The 23,612-nt window shown below is 60.4% G+C and carries 17 protein-coding genes and 2 pseudogenes; 4 read left to right on the top strand and 15 right to left on the bottom strand.

All coding sequences use genetic code 11. The features are described 5' to 3' along the window. Window positions 1-10: 10 nt before the first annotated feature. A pseudogene (gene zorA / locus AB4N64_RS21505) lies at window positions 11-1,284 on the bottom strand (anti-phage ZorAB system protein ZorA); the annotation flags it as partial. 611 nt (window positions 1,285-1,895) lie between these two features. Here zorA and AB4N64_RS21510 point away from each other — a divergent pair. Continuing rightward, a complete protein-coding gene (locus tag AB4N64_RS21510) occupies window positions 1,896-2,231 on the top strand; it encodes a DUF3077 domain-containing protein (protein WP_460118292.1) in 336 nt (111 codons plus the stop codon). A gap of 99 nt (window positions 2,232-2,330) precedes the next feature. Here AB4N64_RS21510 and AB4N64_RS21515 read toward each other — a convergent pair whose 3' ends face one another. The 12 genes from AB4N64_RS21515 to AB4N64_RS21570 form a co-directional block, all read right to left on the bottom strand. Next, window positions 2,331-2,753 carry an organic hydroperoxide resistance protein gene (locus tag AB4N64_RS21515; protein ID WP_371050729.1) on the bottom strand — a complete coding sequence of 141 codons (423 nt, stop codon included), beginning with the start codon at window positions 2,751-2,753 and terminating at the stop codon, window positions 2,331-2,333. A gap of 28 nt (window positions 2,754-2,781) precedes the next feature. Further along, window positions 2,782-3,609, bottom strand: coding sequence for an enoyl-CoA hydratase/isomerase family protein (locus AB4N64_RS21520; protein ID WP_460118294.1), 828 nt, complete (start codon window positions 3,607-3,609; stop codon window positions 2,782-2,784). 332 nt (window positions 3,610-3,941) lie between these two features. Next, window positions 3,942-5,315 carry an exopolysaccharide Pel transporter PelG gene (gene pelG / locus AB4N64_RS21525; RefSeq protein WP_460118296.1) on the bottom strand — a complete coding sequence of 458 codons (1,374 nt, stop codon included), beginning with the start codon at window positions 5,313-5,315 and terminating at the stop codon, window positions 3,942-3,944. Next, window positions 5,315-6,829: a GT4 family glycosyltransferase PelF gene (gene pelF, locus AB4N64_RS21530; protein ID WP_460118298.1), complete on the bottom strand. Its 1,515-nt coding sequence runs from the start codon at window positions 6,827-6,829 to the stop codon at window positions 5,315-5,317. Before pelF ends, pelG begins: the two co-directional genes overlap by 1 nt. Continuing rightward, the gene (locus tag AB4N64_RS21535; protein WP_460118300.1) at window positions 6,826-7,815 is read right to left on the bottom strand and encodes a HEAT repeat domain-containing protein; all 990 of its coding nucleotides are present in this window, start codon (window positions 7,813-7,815) and stop codon (window positions 6,826-6,828) included. Before AB4N64_RS21535 ends, pelF begins: the two co-directional genes overlap by 4 nt. Continuing rightward, window positions 7,793-9,160: a PelD GGDEF domain-containing protein gene (locus tag AB4N64_RS21540; protein WP_460118302.1), complete on the bottom strand. Its 1,368-nt coding sequence runs from the start codon at window positions 9,158-9,160 to the stop codon at window positions 7,793-7,795. Before AB4N64_RS21540 ends, AB4N64_RS21535 begins: the two co-directional genes overlap by 23 nt. Before the next feature lie 5 nt (window positions 9,161-9,165). Continuing rightward, window positions 9,166-9,684: a penicillin-binding protein activator LpoB gene (locus tag AB4N64_RS21545; RefSeq protein ID WP_460118304.1), complete on the bottom strand. Its 519-nt coding sequence runs from the start codon at window positions 9,682-9,684 to the stop codon at window positions 9,166-9,168. 26 nt (window positions 9,685-9,710) lie between these two features. Beyond that, window positions 9,711-13,304, bottom strand: a complete 3,594-nt coding sequence (locus AB4N64_RS21550; RefSeq protein WP_460118306.1) for a tetratricopeptide repeat protein — start codon at window positions 13,302-13,304, stop codon at window positions 9,711-9,713. After that, the gene (locus tag AB4N64_RS21555) at window positions 13,282-16,092 is read right to left on the bottom strand and encodes a bifunctional glycoside hydrolase 114/ polysaccharide deacetylase family protein (RefSeq protein WP_460118308.1); all 2,811 of its coding nucleotides are present in this window, start codon (window positions 16,090-16,092) and stop codon (window positions 13,282-13,284) included. Before AB4N64_RS21555 ends, AB4N64_RS21550 begins: the two co-directional genes overlap by 23 nt. Window positions 16,093-16,153: 61 nt before the next feature. Next, the gene (locus AB4N64_RS21560) at window positions 16,154-17,086 is read right to left on the bottom strand and encodes an NAD-dependent epimerase/dehydratase family protein (protein WP_460118309.1); all 933 of its coding nucleotides are present in this window, start codon (window positions 17,084-17,086) and stop codon (window positions 16,154-16,156) included. A gap of 429 nt (window positions 17,087-17,515) precedes the next feature. Then, complete coding sequence (locus AB4N64_RS21565) at window positions 17,516-17,935, bottom strand: PIN domain-containing protein (protein WP_460118311.1); 420 nt, start codon at window positions 17,933-17,935, stop codon at window positions 17,516-17,518. Next, window positions 17,932-18,177 (bottom strand): FitA-like ribbon-helix-helix domain-containing protein, encoded by a 246-nt coding sequence (locus AB4N64_RS21570; RefSeq protein ID WP_460118313.1) that lies wholly within the window; start codon window positions 18,175-18,177, stop codon window positions 17,932-17,934. The genes AB4N64_RS21565 and AB4N64_RS21570 overlap by 4 nt, the downstream gene beginning before the upstream one ends. Before the next feature lie 268 nt (window positions 18,178-18,445). On the opposite strand from AB4N64_RS21570, the gene AB4N64_RS21575 reads away from it, so the two are divergent. Continuing rightward, a complete protein-coding gene (locus AB4N64_RS21575; protein WP_460118315.1) occupies window positions 18,446-19,885 on the top strand; it encodes an ArnT family glycosyltransferase in 1,440 nt (479 codons plus the stop codon). A gap of 18 nt (window positions 19,886-19,903) precedes the next feature. Here the strand turns inward: AB4N64_RS21575 and AB4N64_RS21580 are convergent, their stop codons facing one another. Together AB4N64_RS21580 and pmrG are read right to left on the bottom strand one after the other, a co-directional pair. Then, entirely contained in the window at window positions 19,904-20,734 is an 831-nt protein-coding gene (locus AB4N64_RS21580) for a phosphatase PAP2 family protein (protein WP_460118318.1), read from the bottom strand. After that, a complete protein-coding gene (gene pmrG / locus AB4N64_RS21585) occupies window positions 20,731-21,420 on the bottom strand; it encodes a lipopolysaccharide core heptose(II)-phosphate phosphatase PmrG (protein ID WP_460118321.1) in 690 nt (229 codons plus the stop codon). Before pmrG ends, AB4N64_RS21580 begins: the two co-directional genes overlap by 4 nt. 372 nt (window positions 21,421-21,792) lie before the next feature. Between pmrG and AB4N64_RS21590 the strand changes: the two are divergent. Further along, window positions 21,793-22,719, top strand: a pseudogene (locus tag AB4N64_RS21590) (methyl-accepting chemotaxis protein); the annotation flags it as partial. Further along, window positions 22,714-23,577 (top strand): methyl-accepting chemotaxis protein, encoded by an 864-nt coding sequence (locus AB4N64_RS21595; RefSeq protein WP_460126827.1) that lies wholly within the window; start codon window positions 22,714-22,716, stop codon window positions 23,575-23,577. The pseudogene AB4N64_RS21590 and the gene AB4N64_RS21595, both read left to right, overlap by 6 nt. Window positions 23,578-23,612: the final 35 nt, after the last annotated feature.

The following is a 23,612-nucleotide window of genomic DNA, read 5'->3' on the forward strand; positions in this document are numbered from 1 at the left end:
TCAGGTGTGCTTCCCCTTCATTGCCGATACGAGCAACTGAGGCCTGAAGATTGACGAGCATCTCATTCATCCCCGCTTGCATGGCGTTCTGACCGGCCTGCATATCGGCTAGTAACTGGGCAATCATGGTCGAGCTGTTTTGAGTCGACGACTCGCTGGCCGAACGCATATCCTGGATCAATGTCGAGAAGCCCTGTTGCATCGACTGCATGGCAGCAACGGACTGGCCCATCAGTTCGTGCAAGCCGTTGAACTGTTGACCGAACGTACCCTCGAGCTTATTCATGAACGCAACCAGAACATCCTGAAGAAGGTTCTGTACTTGCCCTGATTGATCGCCACTGGCGGCCTGTACCGCACCGGCGATAGCTTCAAGAGGCGACTTGAGGCTGTTTTCAATCGCACCGCTTACCTGGTCGGCCAGCAGTTGCCCGGAGTCACGGTAAGTGGTCGATAAAGTCTCCGCCAACTTCAGACTTTCGCGGACCTGGGTATCCACCAGGTTCTGCAGCATTTCACGCAGATCGGTAACCAGGCTGTCCTTAAGCTGACGGGTTTGCACTGAGCTTTCAGCACTCGAGCGTACAAGCTCCGCCAGGTATTCCTCGCCGACACCGCTATCGAAAAGCCCGTCGATGGTTTCGTTGAACGTTTCTAGGAGTTTGTAGCATTGGCCCAGACGCCACTTTTCAGTAATTGTGACGGCTATGGAGGCCATGATGGAGATGAAGGAGCCGATGAACGCAAACAAGACGTCCTTGAGCAACTTATCGACGCTGGCATTGACCTGTTCCGGCGTGCTCGGGTCAAAATGCTGAAGGCCAAGCATCAAGCCAAAGAAGTTCCGACAATACCGATGCCCGTCAAAATTCCTGGCAGGTGTTTATAGAACTCTGTCCCGAGCGGTGTATCAACCACACTTTGGGGCGAGAAAAAATGCGCCGCACCGGCAGTGGCACGTGACCTTACTAGGATTTGCTCACCCTCCTGAAACTCAAACTGGTCGTGCAATGTTTCTGCGTACTCACGCCAGGAGTGTTCAAGCCTGCTGCCTTTGAACAGTTGTTCGAGTTCAGAACGCCTTTGAGACGGCGCGAGCGCGTTCACACCTTGGACTCGCTTGGTCAGGTTTTTTAGCTGATTGCCAAGTTTGAAGGATCTACAGAAATAACGGAAAAAGTACCAGGCGCATAAAACGAAAACAAAACCCACTACCATTTTCGGTGCGATCAGCTGCTCGGAGCTGGCTACACCCCAAAGATGCAACAGCGTCGAAAAATCCATACTTTCCGCCTTCAATTCAAGCAATTTGGTTTGTTAGTGACGCGTTCAATTCCCACGATGAAACACCAATCGTCAGCCAGCTGGCGATCGATGACTGCATCTTGGTGGCATACGTTTCTCAGGGCACAACTAATTCGAAAAGGAAGCGCGGTAGTATCACTACAGCTGATCAGAAACCTTCCATGGACGAGCACGAGAAAATCATGTCCTTATGCCAGCACCATAGCCTGAGCGGTGATTGGCGTAAAGATGGAGGCGATTAGTGGGCGTCGATTTGGGGGGCTGCCCTCCCCGAGCACACAGACTTAGTTGGCCTTTCTTGTTCCGAAAGTTTGGAAAAGGTGGGAAGACTCCCGTATCACTGGGTTTCGCGGATTTTGTTGTTCTTCGTTTCGAACTGTTGAAGATGCTTCAACGGAAACGTTTAAGCGCCCTATCTGATAACTTCTAAAAGCCACAACCCCCTGCGCCATTCCCTACACCCACTCCAGAATCCGCCGGCTTGCCCCCATTTCACTCAGGCCTTATCGTTCCCCAATCGCTGCAAAACAGCGATCGGGTTTGGTAGCCCGGATGACTTGCTCCTTGTTCTGCGATATGGAGTTTCATCTATGCACAAGCAAGCACACATCCCATCAGAAACCGATCCATCTTCTCCCTCCGAAGACGCCGATGAATGCCTCACCACCATCGGCCTAACCCCTTTCCACTATTGCAACAACGACCCCCTCTTCCGAGTAAACCGCGGCGTGCCCTTGGCCGACGCCTTGGAACAAGTCTCCGACCTGCTCTTCCTCGCCCGCCTGCTAACCGCCGATGCCGCCTACACCCGCGACAGCGACCGTCATGCCTGGGCGGCGCATCATTTGACGTCGATGAGCAAGGCGGTGATTGATGATGTGCAGAAGGTGTTGAGTCGTTGGCCGCCGATGAAGACTGGCGGTTAGCCCTCGTGCCGATTCGCAATGAAAAAGGGCAGCTGTGACGCTGCCCTTTTGAATGTGAAGCTGGTGATTGTCAGCCTCAGGCCATGGGGTGAAGCAGCTTCAAGACGCCTTCAACTCCACCGAAACATGCCCCCGCGTCATCCGCGAATACGGGCAGATCTCGTGCGCGGCATCCACCAGTTCTTTCTTCACTTTGTCGTCCAACCCGGAGATCTTCACATCCAATCTCACCGCCAGTTGAAACTCGCCGTTTTTGGTTTTCCCCAAATCCACCTCGGCATTCACTTCCGTGTCTTGCGGCAGTTTGACCTTTTGTTGCCCGGCGGCGACCTGTAATGCGCCGAGGAAACAGGCGGAGTAGCCGACGGCGAAGAGTTGTTCGGGGTTGGTGCCGGGTTTGCCTGCGCCTGGGGAGCTCAGGGTGACTTCGAGCTGGCCGTCGCTCGATTTGCCGGTGCCGGTGCGTCCGCCGACGACTTGGGTTTTGGCGGTGTATAGAACGGTTTCCAGTCCAGTGCTCATGACGGTGACTCCTGTGGTTTGCTGTGGGTTATTCACCCAGGGTGCCGGTGTAGTGTGCCAAGCGTATTTCCACGTCGGCTTTTTCTTGCAGGCCGAGTTCCATCAGTTGGCCAATGCGTTGCTGCGCGGCCGGGCGTTGGACTGAGCCGATGAAGCCGTCCCATTCGGCGGCGATGGCTTCTTGGGGTGGCAGGCTGGAGGCGTCGACCAGGCGTTTGATTTCGCTGATGGATTGTTTGTCGAAGCGGGCGATGCGGCGGGCCATGGTGTCGACGAAACGGTCGAGTTCGGCGTCGGGCAGTGCGCGGTTGACGTAGCCGTAGCGTTCGGCGAGTTCGCCGTCGATGTCGTTGCCGGTGAGCAGCACTTCGAGGGCTCGGCCTCGGCCCATGAGGCGTGGCAGGCGGGCCATGGGGCCGCCGCCGGGGACGAGGGCGGCGCCGATTTCCCATTGCGAGAGAATGGCTTTTTCACGGCTGGCGAAGCGCATGTCGCTGGCCAAAGCGAGTTCGCTGCCGACGCCGGTGGCGCGGCCTCGGATGGAGGCGATGGAGACAACTTTGGCTTTGCTCAGGCGCACCAGCATGTCGGGCAGCGGTGGCAGGCCGGTCGGGCCGTTGGGCAGGTTGGTGGTGTCGGTGAGCGGTGGCACGAAGTCGTAGTGGGTGAGGAAGAAGCCGGGTACGTCGCTGTCGAACACCACGACTTTGACCTGTGGATCGGTCTCGAGGGCGGTGACCACCTCGTTCAGCTGCGGCATGGTTTCGGGGCCGTAGATGTTGTAGGGCGGGTTGTGGAAGGTGACTCGCCAGTATTCGGGGGTGATGCGGGTGAGCTGGATCTGCTGCGGTTTCATGCGAAATCTCCAGGGCGCTATCACAGGACAGGGTTTCAGAGACTTCGCCAGGGGTCGATGAACGTCAGGGGGCGAGGGTCGGCTTGAGGGGTCGAGTCGTGCTCGAATCAAGGGTTGGCCCGGAACACATCGCCTTGTGCCGGCAGCTCCGAGTGATCAAGGCTAGCAGTGGGGGTTGGGCTTTCAAGTGGGGCCGACCGCCGGCCCTTTTTGGTGCTTCTGTAGGAGCGAGCTTGCTCGCGATGGATGTCGGAACACTGCGGGGGGTCAGGTTTCCAGAGTCATCGTTGACGACCATCGCGGGCAAGCCCGCTCCTACAGGGATCGTGGGATTAGCGGTTTGAGAGCATGAAGGTGTCGTATTCCAGGTCTTCGAGGGCGGCGGAGAGGCGGTGCAGGCCGAGGAGGACGCAGATGAGCAGCGACAGGGTGAAGCCGTAGCCGAAGAAGCTTGGGCCCAGCATCATGCTGAACAGGGTCAACGCGCCGTTGAGGGCGGCGAACAGCACGCAGAGTTCCAGCACCACTTTGCGTTTGTCCAGGTAGAAGAAGACGTTGAGCAGCGCCATGAACACCACCTGGATGCTCACGCCGATCAGGTCGATGTAGAACAGCGGCAGGTAGTAGCTGGAGATGCCCAGCCAGTCGAGCAATCGCGGCGCGAAGAGGAAGAGCAGCACCACGGTCAGGCCCTGGACCTTGCAGATTTCCAGCAGGCCCTGGCGGATGGACAGGGTCATTTCGGTTTTCAGCGAAGCGATGTGTTGCAGCGTTTCGCCTTCGCGGATGGCGCGGAACAGGCGGTCGTACCATTCGGCGAAGTCGGTTTCGATGCGCACCAGAAACACCGCCATGCCGGGGATGATCGCGAGGTAAGCGATGAAGATCGGCAGGTCATAGAGGATGGACGCGCGCAGCGGGCCGATGACCTGGTTGGAGGTGCCCGGGTTAAACCAGAACAGGAACTTGTCGATCCAGATGCCGAAGTTGTAGAAGAATCCGGTGGCCAACAAGCTGAGGAACACCTGGCGGCGGTCGAGGAAGTCGAAGGCGATCAGTTTCTCGGCGCGGTACTCGCGCAGAATGTCGTAGAGGTACAAAAACAGCAGCGTGCTGTGGCCGATCAACAGCGCCAGCAGCAGGCCCGGTATTTTCAGGAACGCCAACTGCCAGGCGCTGACCACCATCAGGGTGTAGCCCACCAGCATCACCAGCAGAATGCGGTTGTAAGCCTTCATCCCCGACAAGAAGATGATCACCAGCCACAGGTTGCACAGCACCACGAAGTTGGCCACCACCAGCAGCCGGTACAACAACGGCTGATCGAACAGCAGGCCGAGCACGATCACCCCGAGTATGCCCGACGCGAGCGTGACCAGCAGCAGGATGCCCAGCAGGTTGGGCAGGATCTGCTCGTATTTGTGCTCGAACAAGCGGTCGGACACGAAGCGGGTGAAGTACAACTGCAAGCCACCGGTGAGGATCAGCGAGGTGGCCATGAGGTAAGTCACCGTCACCAGAAACTGCGCCACCAACGAGTTGGGGATCACCAGGCCGAGGCTGATGATGCCCACCAGCATCACGCTGATGATCGACAGCACCCAAGGCCCGGAGCTGATCAGGCCAGCGTAGACATAGGCGTGCAAGGTTGCGGTGTAGGAGTCGCGCGAGAGAATCTTACGCAGCTCGAAGCCAATACCGGCCATTAACGGTTCTCCATGGAGGCCCGATACAGGTCGCGGTAGCGCTGCAGCATCAAGGCTTCGGTGTAATAACGATTGACCCGCAGCAGGCCGCTGGCCTGGGCGTCGTGCCAGCGTTGCGGGTTGCGCAGCAGTTCGAGGATGGCGGTGCAGGTGGCTTGTGGGTCGGCGATCGCCACCACTTTGCCGGCCATCCCCAGGTCGCGGTCTTCGGCGCTGCCGCCTTCGATCAGCTCGCGACACGAACCCACGTCGCTGCTGACCACCGGTGTACCGGCGGCCCAGGCTTCGAGGATCACCAGAGGTTGCGCCTCACTGATCGAGGTCAGCACCATCAACCCGAGTTGCGGCAGGATTTCCTGGATGCGCTGGAAGCCGAGGAAATGCACCTTGCCCTCCAGGCCCAGGCTGGCCATCAGGCTGCGGCATTCGCTGACGTATTCCGGGTCTTCCTCTTCCGGGCCGACGATCCAGCCTTCGGCTTCAGGCATGGCGCTGATCACGCCGCGCATGGCCCGCAGGAAGGTCTTCACGTCCTTGATCGGCACCACGCGGCCGATCAACCCCACCACTGGCGCTATGCCGGGCGCGCGGGACTCCAGCGCAGCGGTCCATTGCGGCAGGTCGATGCCGTTGGGGATCACCTGCGTACGCGAGGCGTCGGCGCCGTCCTTGATCTGGCGCTGACGGTTGCCGTCGTACAAGGCGATGATGTTGTCGGCGCTGTTGTAGGTCAGTTGGCCGATACGCTCGAAAAAGCGTACCCACAGGGTCCGGATGTAACCCGAGCCGGCATCCAGGCTGCGGTTGAGCGCCTGGCCGGAACTCTCGGCGATCCAACTGGCCTGGGCCAGGTCGATCTTGCGTTCCTTGGTGTAGATCCCGTGCTCGCTGAGCAGGTAGCTGCACTTCCAGCGTTGCTTGAGGATGCAACCCAGCAAACCCGCGTAACCGGTGGACACCGAGTGCAGCATGCGCGCACGGGGCATCTTGCGTGAGGCTTCAGCGAGCATCAGCAGCGGCGACTGCATGGAGCGCAGGGTCCAGAAATAGTTGACGAACGACGGGTCGGCGCAGTGCAGCAGATAGCCCTCGCTCAGCGCTTCCCAACTCGCACGGCTGCGCAGCACGTCATCGAGGGTCATCTGACCCTCGGCGATGCAATTGAGCAAACGTTCGCCCAACGCGGGCTCGGGTGCATCGGGGTGATGCAGGAAACGATACAGGTCCATCAGTTGCTGTTGATCGGCTTCGCGCGGGGTGCCGCGGGTGTTGGCCGGTCGGGTCGCGTCCTCGAGAAACACTTCCTCGATGTGCAGCACGTTCGACGGCACTTCGTAGCGGCGCGTCGGGTAGGCCGAGCGCTGGCCGCCGATGAACATCACCGAAAAGGTCAGCTCGGGCAAGCCGAGGATCATCTGGTGAATCCAGCTCGACACGCCGCCGCGCACGTAAGGCCAGGTGCCTTCGAGCAGCAGGCAGATGTCGGCCAACGGCGCCTCTTGCTGTTGACTCATGTCCAGCTCCTCACCAGCTCAGCGAACGGTGGTCGCTGGCGGGTTTTCTCGGGAAGTTGCGCCAGCAGGCCGGGGATTTCGTGATAGCGCCCGGCTTCGAACGCCAGTTCGGCGTGGAACGGCAGAATCTGCGCCGGGTCCATGCCGCTGTCCTGGGCCTGGTGCAACAGCACTTCGGCGCGCTCGACATCTCCACGCACCAGGGCGATACGCCCGGCCAGCAAAAACAGCTCACCGCCCTCGCCCGCTTGCAGGCCTTGCTCGGCATGTTCGCTGGCCTGGCTGAGCACGTGATCCAGCACACTGCCCTGCGCCAGACCCAAATAGGCCAGCTCCCAGTACCAACGCGCCAGGGTGCCGTGTAGCGCGCCGGCGGCGGAGGGACTGGCGCCCACCAATTGCCCGAGGGCGATCTGGATGCGCAGGTTGATGTCGCTCTCCTGCTTGTCGAGCATCGAGTACGCCAGCAGGCGCACGTCATCGCTCGGGTCGCCCAGGGCCAGCTTGAGAATCGGCACGGCTTCCTTGCCCTGCATGCGCCGCGTGGCCAGCAAGGCCGCCAGGCGCTGGTCGGGGTCCGGGGCGTGACGCAACACGTCCTGCAAACCGCCATCGGCGAAGATCGGCGAATGCAGTTGCTGTTGCGCGCGATACGGCAGGCTCGGGATGCCCACCGCTTGCCACTCCTGCTTGTCGCGTTTGCGTGGCAGGTACAGCGCCGGGAAGATCGACAGGACGACGCCCAGCATGCCGATCACCGGAATGAAGAACGCCAGGCTGAAAATGAACAGCGGGCTCCAGGGCAACGGCGCACGGTAGCGCGCCGGCAGCAGCAGCCACACCGCGCCACACAGCATCGCGCACGCCAGTGCATGGCTGACGGTGAACATCAGCAATTGCTGCAGCTCGGGGGCCGCCAGCCACAACGTGGCCCAACTGCCTCCTTCTAACAACAACGCTGCGCTAAACAGCCACTTGCTGATCATTCAGGCCACACTCGTTGAACAGGAAATTACGCAGTTCCTGGCGGTCGACGCCAGGCTCTAGATTGAACGGCATGACCTTCACGCCCAGGCTTTGCATGTCGCTTTCGATACCGAAGTGCTCATGCAGCAACAGGTTGATTCGGGACAGGTAACCTTCCGTGCCTTGCGGGCTGGTCAACGGCAGGAGCACCAGCAACAACTTGTGATCGCGGTTGTTGACCACCGGCAGATGCAAGTCCAGACCACGCTGGCTGCGCTCCATCAGGCGCGTCAGCTCTTCGTTGGCGCGGGTCATTTCAAAGGCGAACAGGCCGGCCGGTAACTGGTGCTGGTCGGCATCCGCCAGGGAACGCTTGAGCTGCAAGGTGAATTGCTGGGCGCGTGCATCGGGCAGTTGCAGCACTTGCGGGTCGCGACGCAACAGGTCGGCGATGTGCCCGGCGAGCAAGGCCAGCAGGCTCAGGGTGCGATCCTTGAATGCGAAGAACGGCATCTGCCGCACCGCGAGGATCGCCAACAAGCGGCCTTCGGCATCGATCAACGGAATGCATGCCTGCAAGGACGAGAACTGCGAAGAGGTGCCCGCATCGATCAGCTCCTGACGCACGCTCACCAGTTCGCCGCGCTCCAGGCACAGTTTGACCAGACCGTCCTCGGTGCTCAACGGGCCCATCACGCCGATGGTCGCCAGCGCCTGCGGCAAGACCTTGTCGCCACGCTCGTCGACGCGGTAAAGACCGGCCACGCGCAGGGCTCCGTATTGGGCCAGCATCGCCACGATCGGCTCTGCCAGTGCGCTCAGTGCATCGCCGGCGTCGGGCATCACGCGCAGTTTTTCCCGCAGGCCCAGCAAGGAGCTGCGCAGGCTCTGGTCGCTGCCCGCCACGCGCTGCTCGAGCAGGTCGTGGGAAACACGCAGAATCTGGTGCGCCCGGGTGAAGTCGTCGAGACGGTACTGGCGGTATTCGTTGGCCATTTGCAGACGCTCCAGGCGCCGCATCCACAGGTCGCGAACCTCCCCCACCAGCATCCCGCACACCAGCACGCCGACGATGAAGGACGAGTCGATCTGCTCGTAACCGGCCAACCCGAAATGGCGCATGGCAAACATCGCCAGCACCAGCAGGCCGGCGCTGAACAGGCCACGGACAAACCCGTAGCGCACGCCCAGCAGCATCGGCGCAAGAATCGGCCAGGGGAAACCGCCGTGAATCTGCAACGGGTCAGCCGGAGTCAGCCACAGGCCCAGGCCGATGGCCAGGCCGGTTACCAACAGCGTTTCCAGCCAAGACACCGGGCCGCTCGCTTGCGGCGCCAGGCTGTAATCCATGTGGGGAGAATTCATTGCGATTACTCGAACCGAAGGGCGCCAACAAGTTTGTCGAGGACGGTCTGCGCAGTGCCCGCCAGGCTTTCACGGGACCAACCGGCGCGAGCGCCGCTCTTGCTCCACAGCACACGGCCGCTTTCGGCTTCGAGCACGCGCAGGCTGATACCCACCGCAGGCTCGCCGTCCAGGCCGTTCTTGTACTGCCACTCTTCGACGGAGCCCGAGATGACATAGTCGAGCTTCTGCTCGCGTGCCCATTCCAGGGCGCCGGCCAGGCGCTCGTTGTCGTCCATCAGTGCCTGTTCGCCCTGGGCGCTTGCCGGGTAGACACGCGGTTGCAGGCCACGGCTGCTGAGCACGCTGAGCAGGATCTGCTCGCTGCGCTCACCGGCCTGCGGCGTCTGCGAATAGTTGACCATCGGCACGATGCCCCACTGCGCATTGCGCGGCAGGTTCGGGCTGACTTCATCGGTGAAGCTGGCACAACCGGCGACGACCAGGGCGGCAAGGGCCAGGCCCAGATTACGAATTGCTTGCATAGTTTTTCTCCGTAGACATTCCATGATCAGCGCCCAAACCGCACGCCGTAGCTCACACCCAGTGTTCCGCCCGATTTGCCATCCCCGCCTTGTGGCGCGGACTGGTAACCGACGGTCAGGGCCAACTCGTCGTCACCCAATACTTCAAAACCGATACCGGTGTTGAGGCCGTAGTTGAAGGTTTGATCCAGCCACTGCCAGCCCGCCGTCACGTCCACCAGCCAGGTGTATTGCGGCTTGGTGCGCACCAGCGCGCCCGGAATGCCGCGACGCCAGGTGCTGCCGACATACAGCTGGCCGTAGCGGCTTTGCAGCAGGTCGCTGGCCAGGACTGTATCGTCAGGATCGGAGTCACCGTTCTCGTCGATACCTCTGATGACCGGCCCGTCTTTAAGACTGGACAGATAATCCAGGCGCTTGTCGTTCACATTATTGTGCTGATAGTCGACACCGCTGCGCACGGTCCAGTTGGGGCCTGCGAATTCCAGCGTATGGTTGAACTCGGCCTTCAACGCCTCACCATTGCCCAGGCTGTCACCGGCACGCGTAGAGAACGAGCGCTTGGCGATTTCCCAACTGAACTGATCGCGGGCGCTGAGGCTATGACGACCGCCCAGCCACAGGCGATCCTGCTCGCCAAAGGCACGCATCAGGCCGCTGTCCTCGCTCTTGCGATGCCAGTCCACGCCGGTTTCCAGCTCATCGCTGACGCCCAACTGCCAACTGCGGGAAAGGCCCAGGCCATTGCGGTCATCGTCCTTGCGCTGGCTGGTGTCGGCGAACAGTTTGTAGCTGCCGTTTTCCACCGGGCGAATCAGGGTCAGGGCGGCGTTGCGCTCAGTGCCGATGCGCGAGCCGATCACGTCGTCACCGTCGTAGGTGCCCTGCTCCAACTCAAGGTCGGCGTACCAATTGTCACCGATGTTGTGGGCGATTTGCAGGCGCGGCGCGTCGAAGGCGATGCCACCAAAATCCTGATCCTGCCAGGACAACAGTGCACCTTGCGGCGTACTTTCATGGATCTCCACCGCCTGACGGCGCAACTGCTCCTGAACCGTTTCGGGCTGATCGTCACCCAGCGCTTCGAGGTTGGTTTCCAGTGCTTCATTGACCCGCCCCAGGCGACTCAGGGCTTGAGCCCGTTGTGCCGGGTTGAGGTCGCTGCTGGCCAACAGCGTCTCGACCTGGGCTTTGTTGCGGCTGCGCAAAGCCTGCTGGATCTGCTCATAGCGGTCCACCTTCAGGCCCTGGCTTTTCGCCCAATTCAGCCACGCATCCTTCTGCGATTCCTGGTTGGTCGCGTCCAGGCGTGCCAGCAAGCGGTCGAACCACAACTGCAGCATGGCCGGCGAGCCGTCCTGGCGCTTGGCCACTTCCTGTTGGGCCTTGGCTGGCGAATAGCTGCTGCTCATCAAACGCAGCCAGGTTCTGTAGCGTTCCTTGGACGGCTGGGCGTTTTCAGCCTCGGGGCTGCGTAGCAGTTTCAGGCGCAGGCGCTGGGCCGCATCCTGGTAACCCGCGTCGTACAGCGCATCGGCGTAAGCCGCCTGCACCAGCCAGTCGTTCGGTGTGTTCTTGATGTACAGGCGATACCAGGCCAGCGATTCGCTGTTGCGACCGAGCAACTGGTTGGCACTGGCGAACGCCAGCCACATGACCTGATCGTTACGGGCCCGGGCTTTCCACTGAGTCAGCAACGGCTTGAGCTCGGCGGTGTTGCCTTGGTCGACGTAGAGCCACATCAGGCGCTCGCGGAACAGGTTTTCATCCGGATACTTGGACAAGCCGAGCAGGTACAGGCGCTTGGCCTCTTCAGGCTGGCCTTCGTGCATTGCCAAGGCACCGCGCACGCCGAGCACCTGATCTTGCTCAAAGATGGCCGGATCCTGCTCGGCCTCTTTCAGGAGTTCGGTCACCTTCGGCCAGTCTTCCAGTCCCTGGGCCAGCAGCAAGGCATCAACCAGGCGAATCGGGCTGCGGGTACGCTGCCAACTGTCGATCAGCAACTCCAGCGCCCGGCGCGGATTGCTCTGGCGATAACCGGCGATCAGGTGCGACTCATCGTTGGAGTTGAGCGAGCCCTTGATGGCCAGCAGCTTCTCCAGGGACGCACGCAATTCATCATCGAGCTCCAGGTCCCAGGCCAACGCGGCGCGGGTGGTCCAGTAGTCCTTGTCGGTGATCTTGTCACTGTTCTTGACCAGCAACACGTTCCACGCCGCCTGATTATCAAACAGCTTGAGGTGAGTGCCGGCCCAGTCGATGCGTTCGGGAATGGTCAGGTCAAAACGCTTCGAGTAATCCTTGTACACGCGGGCCTTGACTGCGTACTGCCCGGTGTTTTCGAGGTTCTGCAACAGCCGCATCCAGGCCAGGCGATGCTTGGGGTATTGGCGCACATAAGTGTGCAACCAGGCTTCGGCCTTTTCCGGGGTGCCGCGCGACTCGTGAGCGTAGGTCACCGCGTCCAGCTCGGGATCGGTCAGCGCGCGATGGTTGGCGATGCCTTCGAGCAACGGGATCGCGCGATCGAAATCGAACTGCGCGATTGCCAGGCGCCACGCGTGCTCACGCACGGGCGGCGTGTCGTTCAGCGCCAGCAGGCGCATCCAGAAATCGAGTGCCGATTCGATATCCCCGCGCCATTCAGCCAGGCGAGCCATCTGCTCCAGCAACGGCTGCTCTTGCGGGAACTCCAGCAGCAATTGCTGGCCACTCTCCCAAGCACCGGCCAGATCGTTCATGGCCAGTTGCGTGGTGAATTCCTTGCGCAGAATGTGCGGGTTATCCGGCTGCAGCACCCGCCACTGGGCGATGAAGCGCTGCACCAGATCAAAGCGCTTGTTGCCCATCGCGACGTCGACGCCCTGCTCGATCCAGGGTGCATCGGTCTCCGGGTTTTGCAGTTGGTCGAGTTCGTCGGCGAGCACCTGCGCCGCCTCGGCGCCGCGATCCGCCGCCAGCAGGCTGCTGAATGCCAGATGCGCGTACTCGCGGTGCTCGGCAGGTTGCGAGCTGTCCTTGCTCAGTTGCAGATAAATGTCTGCCGCCTTGCCCGGTTGCTCGCCCGCCAGATGCCATTGCGCGGCGGACTTCAGCGCCTCGGTACGTTGTTTTGGATCGCGCGCAGCGATTTCTTCATACACCGTGGCGGCGAAGGCCGGCGCTTGCAGCGTCAGCGCCAGTTTGGCCAGGCTCTGCAATTGCGCCAGGGACAAACGGCGGTGATCGAACTTCTGCAGCCGCTCGACCAGTGCCTCTCGTACGCCGGGCTCTTCACTGTTCGCCGCTTCCAGTGCATCCAGCTCCAGCCGGTAGTAAGCCTGCACCGGACCCACCGGCGCCGGCCACGCTTCCAGGTGCTGACGGGCCTTGGCGTAGTCGCCGAGGCTGATCAACAGATCGATCAACTGCAAGCGCAGGTGATCGTCATCCGGGTGCGCTGTCAGCAACAGCTCGGCGTAGTTGGCCGAGACGGCGTCCGGCTCACCGCCATCAGGCTGGAACACTTCCTCACGCTGGAAAGTTGCCCACAGCAACCCGCCCACGGTAACCGCCACCACCGCCAGTGCCCAGGGATTGAGCAGGCGGCTGTTTTTAGTTGCAGACGAGTTGGGCATTACTCACCTGCTTCATTGGGAGTTGAAAAGTCCACAGGCCGGCAGCGGCCTTGCCGGCGAAACGCTGCCCATCCACCTCGACCCGGCAAGCACTGGCCGAACGTACCGAGAAGGTCAGGTCAACCTGCCCGGCAAACGAAAAACTCACGCGCTTGTCATCCAGGTAACGCCAGTCCTGCAACGGCAAATTAGCCTCCTCCAGCGCCGGGCGCGGGTCGCGATCAGCACGCAGGGCGAGCAACGCCTGATCACTGCTCAAACTCACGTAGCGCCCTTGCGGCAGGTCACGCACACCGGCCACGCCTTGGGAGCGGCGCAGGTCGGGCCAGCCGAGTTGCGGATCGATTCGCAGGGTGCGCAGCGCATCCATGCCACGAACCTGCCAGTCGCCGTCGGCGGTGCGCGCAAGGCTCGCTTGATACAGGCCGTGCAAGCGGTCGAGGTAATCGCTCATCCACAACGACAGCGGTTGTTGTTCGCGCATGTAGGCGTAGATTTCGTCCATCGCCTTGATCGAGGCTTGCTTGGTGCTTGAGTAGAAGTGGTAATACAGGTGCAGGCCACGCAAGCGGCGCGGGCTGTCGGTCAGTTCGAACGTCTCGACCAGATCACGGAAACCGTAATAAGGCCCCTTCCATAAGTTGGTGTAGACGTTCTCGTTGATGATCGGCGCGTAGTACTGCAAGCCACCTTCGGTGGGGCGCAACAGTGGGTTCAAGCCGGTCAGCGATGGCCGCGCCTTGGTGAGCATGGTCGAGGCACCGTTGACGTTCTTCAGGCCGGCGTCGTAGGCCAACTTGATGGTGGCCGCCGACGGCAGGGCATCGCCCGGCCAGAACACCATTTTCACCGGTTTTTCCGGTGTAGTGAGGTTCTGGTTGATGTAGTCGCGCGAGCCGACAATCTCGCGGCGAAAATCAATTTTGTCGTAACCCGGAATGGCCATTTTCAAGCCGTACTCGGCGCTGAAATCCTCGTCTTCCTGAGCCTTGTCCGGCTGCATGTAAAACGGGTGGCTGAAGGTGTGGGTGGCGACTTCGACCTTGGGGTCGGCGAACAAATCACGCGCTAGCGGCTCCAGTTCGCGCGCCAGGTGCGGGTACATGCCACGCGGCGAAATCTCGCCTTCGATGATCGACACCGAGGTCAGGAACGGGTTGGGCCGGATGAAATCGGTGAGCACCTGTTTACCGGCGTAGGGCGAGCCACGCACTTCGGCGCGCGAAGGAAAACCATCACCATCGATGTGCACCGTGGCGATGCGGCGACCGTTCTCGGTGGTGGTGTCCGGACGCGGTTGTGCCGGCAGACGCAGGCTGGCCTGGACGAAGGCGAACGGATCGAGGATCCAGCGGCTGCGTTCGTTGTTGCTTTCAAGCACGTACGGCGCCAGCGCCAAGCCACCCCATTCGCCAATGGCAACCGGCGCGAAGGTCTGGCCGCCCTTGCCGGTCAGCAACAACGCGGCCTTCGGCCCTTGAGGCAGCACGGAAACCGCGCTCAGCTCACGGGAACGTGGCTGCACCGGCGCTTCGAACGCACCGATCAGTGATTTGTCCTGATAGGTGATGCTCAGCGTTTGCACGCCAGCCGGTGGCGCCAGGTTCAGCCCCAGGCGCTTGAGCAACGCTTTGTCCTCGACCGGCAGGCCGGCCATGAACGCCAACGGCACTTTCTCGTCCAGGCGCTTGCCCAGCCACCGGTTGAAGCCGGTGCTGTCCTGCGGCGGACCACTGCTCATCCAGGTGATGATGCCGGCGTACAAACCACTGAAGCGATGTTCGGGCAAATTGTCGACGGCCAGGTAGTCGACTCGGTAGCCGAGGTATTCAAGTAAACCGCCCAGCAGGGAATGACCGACGTTGACGGTCAGGTCGCCTTCGCGCGGGTCGTAGACCATGGCGATGCGGCGCGGCTGCACTTCGATGTTGCTGACGCCTATCGAATCCAGTTCAGGCGTGCTGATGAAAGGAATGAACCCCTCGTCACGCAAGCGTTTGGCCAACTTGCGTGCCTCGTCGCGGCGCTCAGGTGGCAGGTAGTCGATGGCCACCAGGGGGATGCCCTTGGCACGCAGCGGTTGCAACTCACCGAGCAGCCACTGGCGATCGGCTTCCGGAACCGGGCGATAGCGCTTGGCTGCGGCATCCCAACCGGCATACATGGATTCGAACGCGACCGCCGACGCAACGCCATCAAGCTCGGGCAGCACTTCGAAGCCACGGTTGAAAAACAGCTTCAGGCCTGGCTGGCGTTTGTGCATTTCACGCAACAGGCTGGCGAGGGCCACGCGCTGTGCTTCACGCGAGGCTTCGGGCAGCAATTGGAAACTGTCGAGGGTGTCCAGAAACAGCCCGTCGTAACCTTCGGCCTGCAAGGTCTTGGCGCGGCCCAGCAAATGTTCACGCCAGGCTGGCGAGGTGAGGTCCATGACCTGACTGTTCCAGGAGTCGTTACGCACTGGGCTGATCGCCTTGCGCAAGCCGGCCTTGTCGATTTCAGTCTTGCTGCCATCGAATTCGCCAATGGACACGTAAGCAAATGGGTGACTGCCCAATTTGCGCAGGGTTTTGACGTCGCTTGCCGTCATGTGCCCCGGCTCGACCACCGACCAGTCGAACTGCGCCAGCTCGGACAGCGGCGGTTGATCGGCGTACCAAAAAACCACGCTGGCCGGTTGGGGCAAGGCTGAAGCCTGGACAGTCGGCCCGCTCGCGAAGATTGCCAGCGCCGCAAACAGGCGCTTGGCAAGGGCACGTAGGCGTGTCCTGCGAAAAACGATGTGCATAATTCACTCTTGAATTGACTGAACCGGTACTGCTCGGACGTCTGAATCGGGCCGGGCAGATTTACAAACTGCGCAGCAACTGCGCCAAACCTTCGCCGATGGAAGTCGGCGCCGGGAGCGCAAAACGCTGGAGCAAACGCGTGTTGTCAGCGCGCGAGTGGCGGATGTCGCCCTGGCGCGCAGCCTGATAGTTCACCGTCAACGGCGTGCCGGTGGCGTTGCCCAGTTCGGTGATCAGATCGTTAAGGCTGGTGGCGCGACTGAGCCCGACATTCACCGCGCCAGGGCTCACCTCGTCTGCCTCCACAGCTTGTACGAGAATACTTACGAGGTCCTGTACATAAACGAAGTCACGGGTTTGTTCGCCATCACCGAAAATCGCCACCGGCTTGCCGGCCATGGCCCGCTCGGTGAAGATGCTGATCACCCCGGAATACGGCGAAGAAGGATCCTGACGCGGTCCGAAGATATTGAAGAAGCGCAGGATCACCGGCTCCAGACCGTGTGCGCGGCGATAGAAATCCAGGTAATACTCGCTGGACAACTTGTCGCTGGCGTACGGGGTCAGGGGAGATTTTGGGGTGTCTTCATCAATGGCCGTCCCTTCGCCATTGTTGCCGTAGATCGCTGCGCTGGATGCGAACACCACGCGCTTGATTCCGGACTTGGCCATGTGCTCGCACACATTAAGGGTGCCCACGAAATTGCTTTGATGGGTGCCGACCGGGTCGTCCACCGATGCCTGCACCGAAGCCACTGCCGCCAGGTGCACCACGGCCGTGCAATCACGCATGGCCTGCTCGACCACGACACTGTCCGCGACATCACCCACCACCAGATTCAGGTTGGCGTTGCCCACCGGCAAATTGCCTACCTTCCCGGTCGACAGGTTATCGAGTACGCGAACTTTGTAGCCTTTGCCCAGCAACGCTTCTACCAAGTGCGACCCAATGAATCCTGCACCGCCGGTAACCAGTATTCGTCCATCAGACATGAAGTTTCTTCCTGAAGATTCAATCGGACACTGCGAATGTAACGTCCGTAAAACGGTGTTTCTGTGGAGCAGGACCCGACTGATAGCACTTGGCCCAATGCGCATGCGATGCGACATCGACCTGTTCTCGAAGGTTCAAAATACATCAGATGAACGACGAGTTTATGGCGGTATGCCATAAGAGCGGCGCAGATAATGTGTGAATGACATCACACTGTCAATAGTTTGTCTTTGTCATGACGAAAATTATGGATCCAATTAAAGATCGTCATTAAATTGACATAATGACCCACCTGTCAATAACTGACCTATTGAGTCACGTCGCGCAATGTGATGACGGATTTCAAGTACGATTTTTGAGAATGATGGAGGCAGCGCATCGGGTTGATGAGTGCGCTGTCCTTCCGATTGCCGATCTATTCATGGGACTCAGACATCCCATGGATTGATCACCTCAATGCCGGAACACTCGAAGTCCCGAACATTGCGAGTGGCGATAGAAGCGCCATGATTTCGGCAAATGGCGGCAATTTGCGCGTCAGCCATCAACACCCCGCGCCCCTTTGCTTCAGCGACGGCAACGAGGTTGGCGTACTCCACGGCAGCATGGGCATCGAATGGCAGAATGCGCCCGACGAAGTCTTCTTCGAACATCGCCATGGCATGAGCTTCCAGCTTCTGTTTACGCTTACCGAAGGGCAGTCGGGCAATACCGTGGAGAATTTCTGCGACAGTAACAGCAGTGATTGCCAGATCCATGGCCGGTTGCTCATCGACCCAAGCCAGTACTCGGCTGTCAGGCTCGCTACGCATGAACTCAGAAAGAACATTGGTATCGAGCACTATCATTCAGAGAGATCCACCGCAGTCGCTTTCTCGTGCCTTGTTGGAAGATCGAGATCAACCCCGCCCGTCGCTTTGAATCTATGATGAATCCGACTCCCCAGTCCCCCAGTACGATCTACACTCGCCAAGGCTTTACCCAGGATCAGGCGCGCTTCTTCCTCCATCGAATGCCCGTTGTGAGCAGCCGCAATGCGCAATTGTTCTTTGACTTGAGCGTCCAGGTTTCTAATTGTGATGCTGGCCATATCGCCCCCGCGCAATCAATGAAATCATTGATTGAGGCTAGCATAAGGGTCCTCAGCTCCACAGATAAATTTTTCTTCACCCCATCGCCGTTCACCAACCGTTACATTGCCCGCGCTCATTCAAGAAACTATGGTTTGCCCGCCCTCCCGCGGGCTTTTTTTTGTCGGGTGGAAAGCGTTCCGAGGCGGTTTGGTCGAGGGCCCATTCACAATTCGTTAAGCATTTGCCCGGTATGCTCAGGGGATCTCCCTTGGGTAGTCACACACCATGTCGCGTCCCGTCTCGTCGTTGTTCCTGCTGGCGGCTGTGCTGTTTTTCTTCGCGCTGGGTCATCACCAGTTGCAAGGTTCCACTGAAGCCCGCGTCGCCGGGATTGCCATGCAGATGCACCTGGACAACGACTGGGTGACGCCGCGACTGTTCGGCCAACCGTTTCTGGAGAAACCACCCCTGAGCCTGTGGCTGGATGCCGGGGCGATCCGTGCGTTCGGCGGCACGCCGTGGGCAGTGCGGCTGGCGTCGGCGTTTGCCGGGTTGTTCAGCGTGATGTTGCTGTACGCCCTGCTGCGACGATTCGGCAGGCCCCAGGCGATTGCCTGGACGGCGGCCATGTTGCTGGCAACCATGGCCAGTTACTGGAGCAATGTGCGGGGCGTGGGCGAAGACGCCTTGCTGGCCCTGGGCGTGAGCATGGCGTTGCTGGCGTTTTTCCAGGGACATCGGCAACCACGACTCGGTAACGCCTTGCTCTTTGCCAGCGGAATCGCCATTGCGACACTGAGCAAAGGCGTGTTGGGCCTGGCCCTGCCGGGGGTGGTGATCTTCGCCTACTTGTTGACCGAGAGTCTGATCGACAAACGCCTGACATTGCGCCACTGGCTACGGCCCGGCCTGCTGACGCTGGTGGGGCTGCTGCCGCTGCTGATGTGGCTTGCGGTGCTGTATCAGCGCGGGGGCGCGCAAGCCTTGCAGGAAGTGTTGTTGACCAACAGTGTGGGGCGCTTCAGCGGTTCGTTTGTGGAAGCGGGGCATTACGAACCGTTTTACTACTACCTGGCCAAATTGCCCCAGGCATTCTTGCCCTGGAACATTCTGGTGTACCTGGGCCTTTGGCATTTCCGTAAAAGCCTGATGGCCAACCGTTACCTGCTGTTTTTCACCCTGTGGATACTGGCGCAGTTCCTCATGCTCACCCTGGCGTCGAGCAAGCGCACCGTCTATCTGATGTCCATGACGCCGGCGGCGGCGGTGATTGCCGCTGAATATGCGGCAGTCCTGTTCGAACGACTCCAACAACACGAACGCGCCTCGAACCTGCGGGGCCGCATCGCTCGCCATAGTCGAAGCCTGGCTATCGGCGTGCTGGCGGTGGTGATCGCCAGCTACCTGACGGCCGCGCAATGGGTACTGCCTCACGCGGATCGCAAGCTATCGTTCCTGCCCCTGACGCAGCAGATTCAAACGATGCAAGCCAATGGCAAGACCGTGGCAATGTTTCAAGCCAATGAAAGGGTGGGCGGCGCCAGCGTGTTCTATACCCAGAGCGTGCTCAAGGGGCTGGATACGCAAGCGCAGCTGCATGACTTCCTGAGCGCGTCACCGTCCAACATCGCGGTCATGGCGGCGGATTCGCCACCGCAGGCGCCGTTGAAAGTGGTGAAGCAGATGCGAGTGGGGCGCCAGGATTATTTTTTTGTTGGCCAGTGAGGGGCCCCTGTAGGAGCCTCAGGCCGCCTTCGCGGGGGAGCCCGCTCCGACACGGTTCTTCGGCGGAGCGCGCAACACCGGAACCTCCAACCGCGCTCGCCCATAAAACGCCAACGCCGTCAGCAAACACGCCAGCCACACGAAAACCCCGGCCCAGAAGGTATGAGACATATAGTGCCAACCCTGCAAAACCCGCGTCGTGCCATACACAAAACCCAGCAACAACGAGCCATACATCAGAGCCTTGGAAAACCGCCACCGATACCGCCGCGCAACAAAATACAAGGCGAGCATGGTGAACCCACCTGACGCATGTCCGCCCGGCCAGCAACGTCCATCACCCGCTTCCCTGAACAGCTGGAAGTTGCTGTACCACTCGATGTGGGCCATTTTCCCACCGTAGAGCGTCGTCTCGATTGGGCAATACACGCTGGTGTGGGATTTGAGGAAATGGATGACACCGGTGCAAATGGCAAACGCGAACACCACAAACCAGAAGTCCCGACGATGCTCGGCGGCAAATCGCAGGACGGGCGCCAGCTTGCAACGTTCGAGAAAACCGGCAAGACGAGGACGTTTGCCTGGATGGATCAACGGCCAGACAAACGACAACATCGCGCCGATCAAGGCGATTTCCGCCGTCCAGTTCGGAATGATCCGCGCCCACTTGTGGGTCAGTCGCTCAAAAAAGTGAACCTGATCGAGTGGAAAGGTATGGGTGACCGGATCATAAAAAAGGTTGCTGAACGCGATGTCGATGCGGGTCATGTCGAACAGCAAAAACACCACCGCAGCGCAGGCCAGCGGGACGCCGAAGTTCCAGGCATAAAAACGCACGGACGCACTCATTGGAATGCCACCGTACGCCAGTCGGACGCCTCGATAAAGCCAAGCATGCGCGGTGCCTGCAAGGCTTGTGCGGAAACAAACAGCGAAGCGCCATAACCCAGGTTCGCGGCAGGCAGCTTGAGGTCTTTCTCCATCTGCGACATGCATTCGCTGTGGGTCACCAGCACCAGGTTGCGCCCGGGCACCTTGTGCGCCAACGCATCACGCAGCATCGTGCCCCGGCAACTGACCAGCCAGTCGTCGTTCGCACTCACCTTGTTGAACATGAAACCCGCCGTTTGCGCCGTGCGGGTCATCGGGCTGTTGTAGATGTCGGCGTTGCCCAACCCCAACTGCTCGAACTGCGCCCCGACACTCACCGCGACACTGCGCGAGCGATCAGTGATGCCGTCATTGCCCGTCAGGCACGCGGCTCTGGAGTGATCGCAGCGTTCGACGTGACGCACCAGCACAATCACATCGCCCTTCGCCCACTCGGACACTAACGCCTGTGCGCCAGCGACATTGCCATGGGCCAGGTCCGGCACGGCGGCGGGCCGCAACAGCCACACTGTCAACGGAATGACCAGCAAGGCCGAAGCGACCACCACTGCGGCATTTCGATAGCGGGTCCAACGGCTCAGGTCAATCGAGCGTTTTACCCCGAATACACTCAGTCTCAATTCCACATCAGGCCTCGCAGGCATGCACCACACTCATTGGATGCCGCGAGGGTAAAGAGACGAGCGTCGGCCCCGGGTGAAACCCATGTGAAAAAAAGCTCAATGCTCGCGCATAAGCCTTGTTACAGATTTGTCTGACAGAAACCATTCAGCTATCCCGCCCCGCTGCCGATACAGGCCTTTCACACACCTTTTGGCTACGAAAAACAACAATCTTCCAGCCACTCGACGACCGCAGCGCAACGTTCCTGGAGGAATTTGATGAATAGCTGGTTCGGTAACATCAGCATGAACATGAAGCTGGGCCTGGGTTTCGGCCTGGTCCTGGTGCTCACCGGCGTACTCGCCCTCACTGGCTGGACAAGCCTGGGTGGCCTGATCGACCGCAGCAACTGGATGAGCGACATCACCCAGCTCAACGCGGGCCTGACCAAGCTGCGCGTGGCCCGTCTGCAATACATGCTGGCCAACGGTGACGAGACCACCGCGCAGAACGTGCAGGTGAATCTCGATGCCTTCGCCGCTCAACAGAAGGCGGTGCTGGATAAATTCAAGAGCCCGGAAAACCTCAAGCTGCTTAACGAGCAAGCTGCGCTGATCGCTGCATACCGGATTTCCCTGGAAAAAATGCGAGGTGCCTACCGCGCCGGCAATACGGCGCGCGATGTGATGACCGCCAACGCGCAGACCGCGAACACCCTGATCAATGCCATCAGCACCGAAGTTCAGCAGATGCCGTTGAGCGATCAGCGTTTCGAGCAATTCCAGGCCATTACCGCGGCCAAGGAAGCGTTCATCCTGGCGCGCTACGAAGTGCGAGGCTACACCGCCGCCGTCAACGCCGACACCGAGCTCAAGGCTGCCAACCAATTGGACGCCGCCGTCGCCAGCCTGGAACAGCTCAATGTGCATTTTGCCGTCACTCAGCAAGACGCCCTGCGTCAACTTGAAAAAGCGCTGACCGACTACCGCACCGCCGTGCGCGCGTACAAGGCGACCAACAACGACGTGGTGCAGGCCCGCAAGGAGATGACCGATCAAGGCAATACGATCGTCAGTCTCAGCGAGCAGCTGTACCAAATCCAGCTTGATCGCCGCGACGCTGAAAGTGCGCAGGCCCGTACCCTGCAACTGATCAGCACCTTGCTGGCCTTGGTGGTCGGCATCATCGCCGCCGTGCTCATTACCCGCCAGATCACCGGTCCACTGCGTGAAACGCTGGCCGTGGTGGAGCGCATCGCGGGTGGCGACCTGTCCCACGACGTCAAGGTTACTCGCCGTGATGAACTCGGCGTATTGCAGCAAGGCATCGCTCGCATGGGTGTGACCCTGCGCAACCTGATCAGCGGCATCCGCGATGGCGTGACCCAGATCGCCAGTGCAGCAGAAGAATTGTCGGCCGTGACCAGCCAGACCAGCGCCGGTGTGAACAGCCAGAAGATCGAGACCGATCAAGTGGCCACCGCGATGCACGAGATGACCGCCACCGTTCAGGAAGTGGCACGCAACGCCGAAGAAGCCTCGCAAGCGGCAGCCGCCGCTGACGGCGAAGCTCGCGAAGGCGATAAAGTGGTCAACGAAGCGATTGCCCAAATCGAACGCCTGGCCACCGAAGTGGTGCGTTCCACCGAAGCCATGGGTGTGCTGCAACAGGAAAGCGACAAGATTGGCAGCGTCATGGACGTGATCAAGGCCGTCGCGGAACAGACCAACTTGCTGGCACTCAACGCCGCCATCGAGGCTGCGCGCGCCGGTGAAGCCGGTCGCGGTTTTGCCGTGGTCGCCGACGAGGTCCGTGGCCTGGCGCAGCGTACGCAGAAATCCACCGAGGAAATCGAAGGCCTGGTGGCAGCCCTGCAGAACGGCACCCAACAGGTGTCGGCGGTGATGAACAACAGCCGCAGCCTTACCGACAGCAGCGTGGCCCTGACCCGCAAAGCCGGCGAATCCCTGGACAACATCACCCGCACGGTGTCGAACATCCAGTCGATGAACCAGCAAATCGCTGCCGCCGCCGAACAGCAAAGCGCGGTGGCCGAAGAGATCAGCCGCAGCATCATCAACGTGCGCGACGTGTCCGAACAGACCGCCGCGGCCAGCGATGAAACCGCCAAGTCCAGCGTTGAACTGGCGCGCCTGGGTGGTCAGTTGCAGGAAATGGTCAGCCACTTCCGCGTCTGACGTTTCGGCCTCTTCGCGAGCAAGCTATCTAATAC

This window comes from Pseudomonas sp. S2_C03 (assembly GCF_054668405.1).

Excerpts from the sequence above, each read along its gene's own strand:
- AB4N64_RS21510 (WP_460118292.1), top strand. The coding sequence starts at position 1,896 with ATGCACAAGCAAGCACACATCCCATCAGAAACCGATCCATCTTCTCCC.
- AB4N64_RS21515 (WP_371050729.1), bottom strand. The coding sequence starts at position 2,753 with ATGAGCACTGGACTGGAAACCGTTCTATACACCGCCAAAACCCAAGTC.
- AB4N64_RS21520 (WP_460118294.1), bottom strand. The coding sequence starts at position 3,609 with ATGAAACCGCAGCAGATCCAGCTCACCCGCATCACCCCCGAATACTGG.
- pelG (WP_460118296.1), bottom strand. The coding sequence starts at position 5,315 with ATGGCCGGTATTGGCTTCGAGCTGCGTAAGATTCTCTCGCGCGACTCC.
- pelF (WP_460118298.1), bottom strand. The coding sequence starts at position 6,829 with ATGAGTCAACAGCAAGAGGCGCCGTTGGCCGACATCTGCCTGCTGCTC.
- AB4N64_RS21535 (WP_460118300.1), bottom strand. The coding sequence starts at position 7,815 with ATGATCAGCAAGTGGCTGTTTAGCGCAGCGTTGTTGTTAGAAGGAGGC.
- AB4N64_RS21540 (WP_460118302.1), bottom strand. The coding sequence starts at position 9,160 with ATGAATTCTCCCCACATGGATTACAGCCTGGCGCCGCAAGCGAGCGGC.
- AB4N64_RS21545 (WP_460118304.1), bottom strand. The coding sequence starts at position 9,684 with ATGCAAGCAATTCGTAATCTGGGCCTGGCCCTTGCCGCCCTGGTCGTC.
- AB4N64_RS21550 (WP_460118306.1), bottom strand. The coding sequence starts at position 13,304 with ATGCCCAACTCGTCTGCAACTAAAAACAGCCGCCTGCTCAATCCCTGG.
- AB4N64_RS21555 (WP_460118308.1), bottom strand. The coding sequence starts at position 16,092 with ATGCACATCGTTTTTCGCAGGACACGCCTACGTGCCCTTGCCAAGCGC.
- AB4N64_RS21560 (WP_460118309.1), bottom strand. The coding sequence starts at position 17,086 with ATGTCTGATGGACGAATACTGGTTACCGGCGGTGCAGGATTCATTGGG.
- AB4N64_RS21565 (WP_460118311.1), bottom strand. The coding sequence starts at position 17,935 with ATGATAGTGCTCGATACCAATGTTCTTTCTGAGTTCATGCGTAGCGAG.
- AB4N64_RS21570 (WP_460118313.1), bottom strand. The coding sequence starts at position 18,177 with ATGGCCAGCATCACAATTAGAAACCTGGACGCTCAAGTCAAAGAACAA.
- AB4N64_RS21575 (WP_460118315.1), top strand. The coding sequence starts at position 18,446 with ATGTCGCGTCCCGTCTCGTCGTTGTTCCTGCTGGCGGCTGTGCTGTTT.
- AB4N64_RS21580 (WP_460118318.1), bottom strand. The coding sequence starts at position 20,734 with ATGAGTGCGTCCGTGCGTTTTTATGCCTGGAACTTCGGCGTCCCGCTG.
- pmrG (WP_460118321.1), bottom strand. The coding sequence starts at position 21,420 with ATGCCTGCGAGGCCTGATGTGGAATTGAGACTGAGTGTATTCGGGGTA.
- AB4N64_RS21595 (WP_460126827.1), top strand. The coding sequence starts at position 22,714 with ATGGGTGTGACCCTGCGCAACCTGATCAGCGGCATCCGCGATGGCGTG.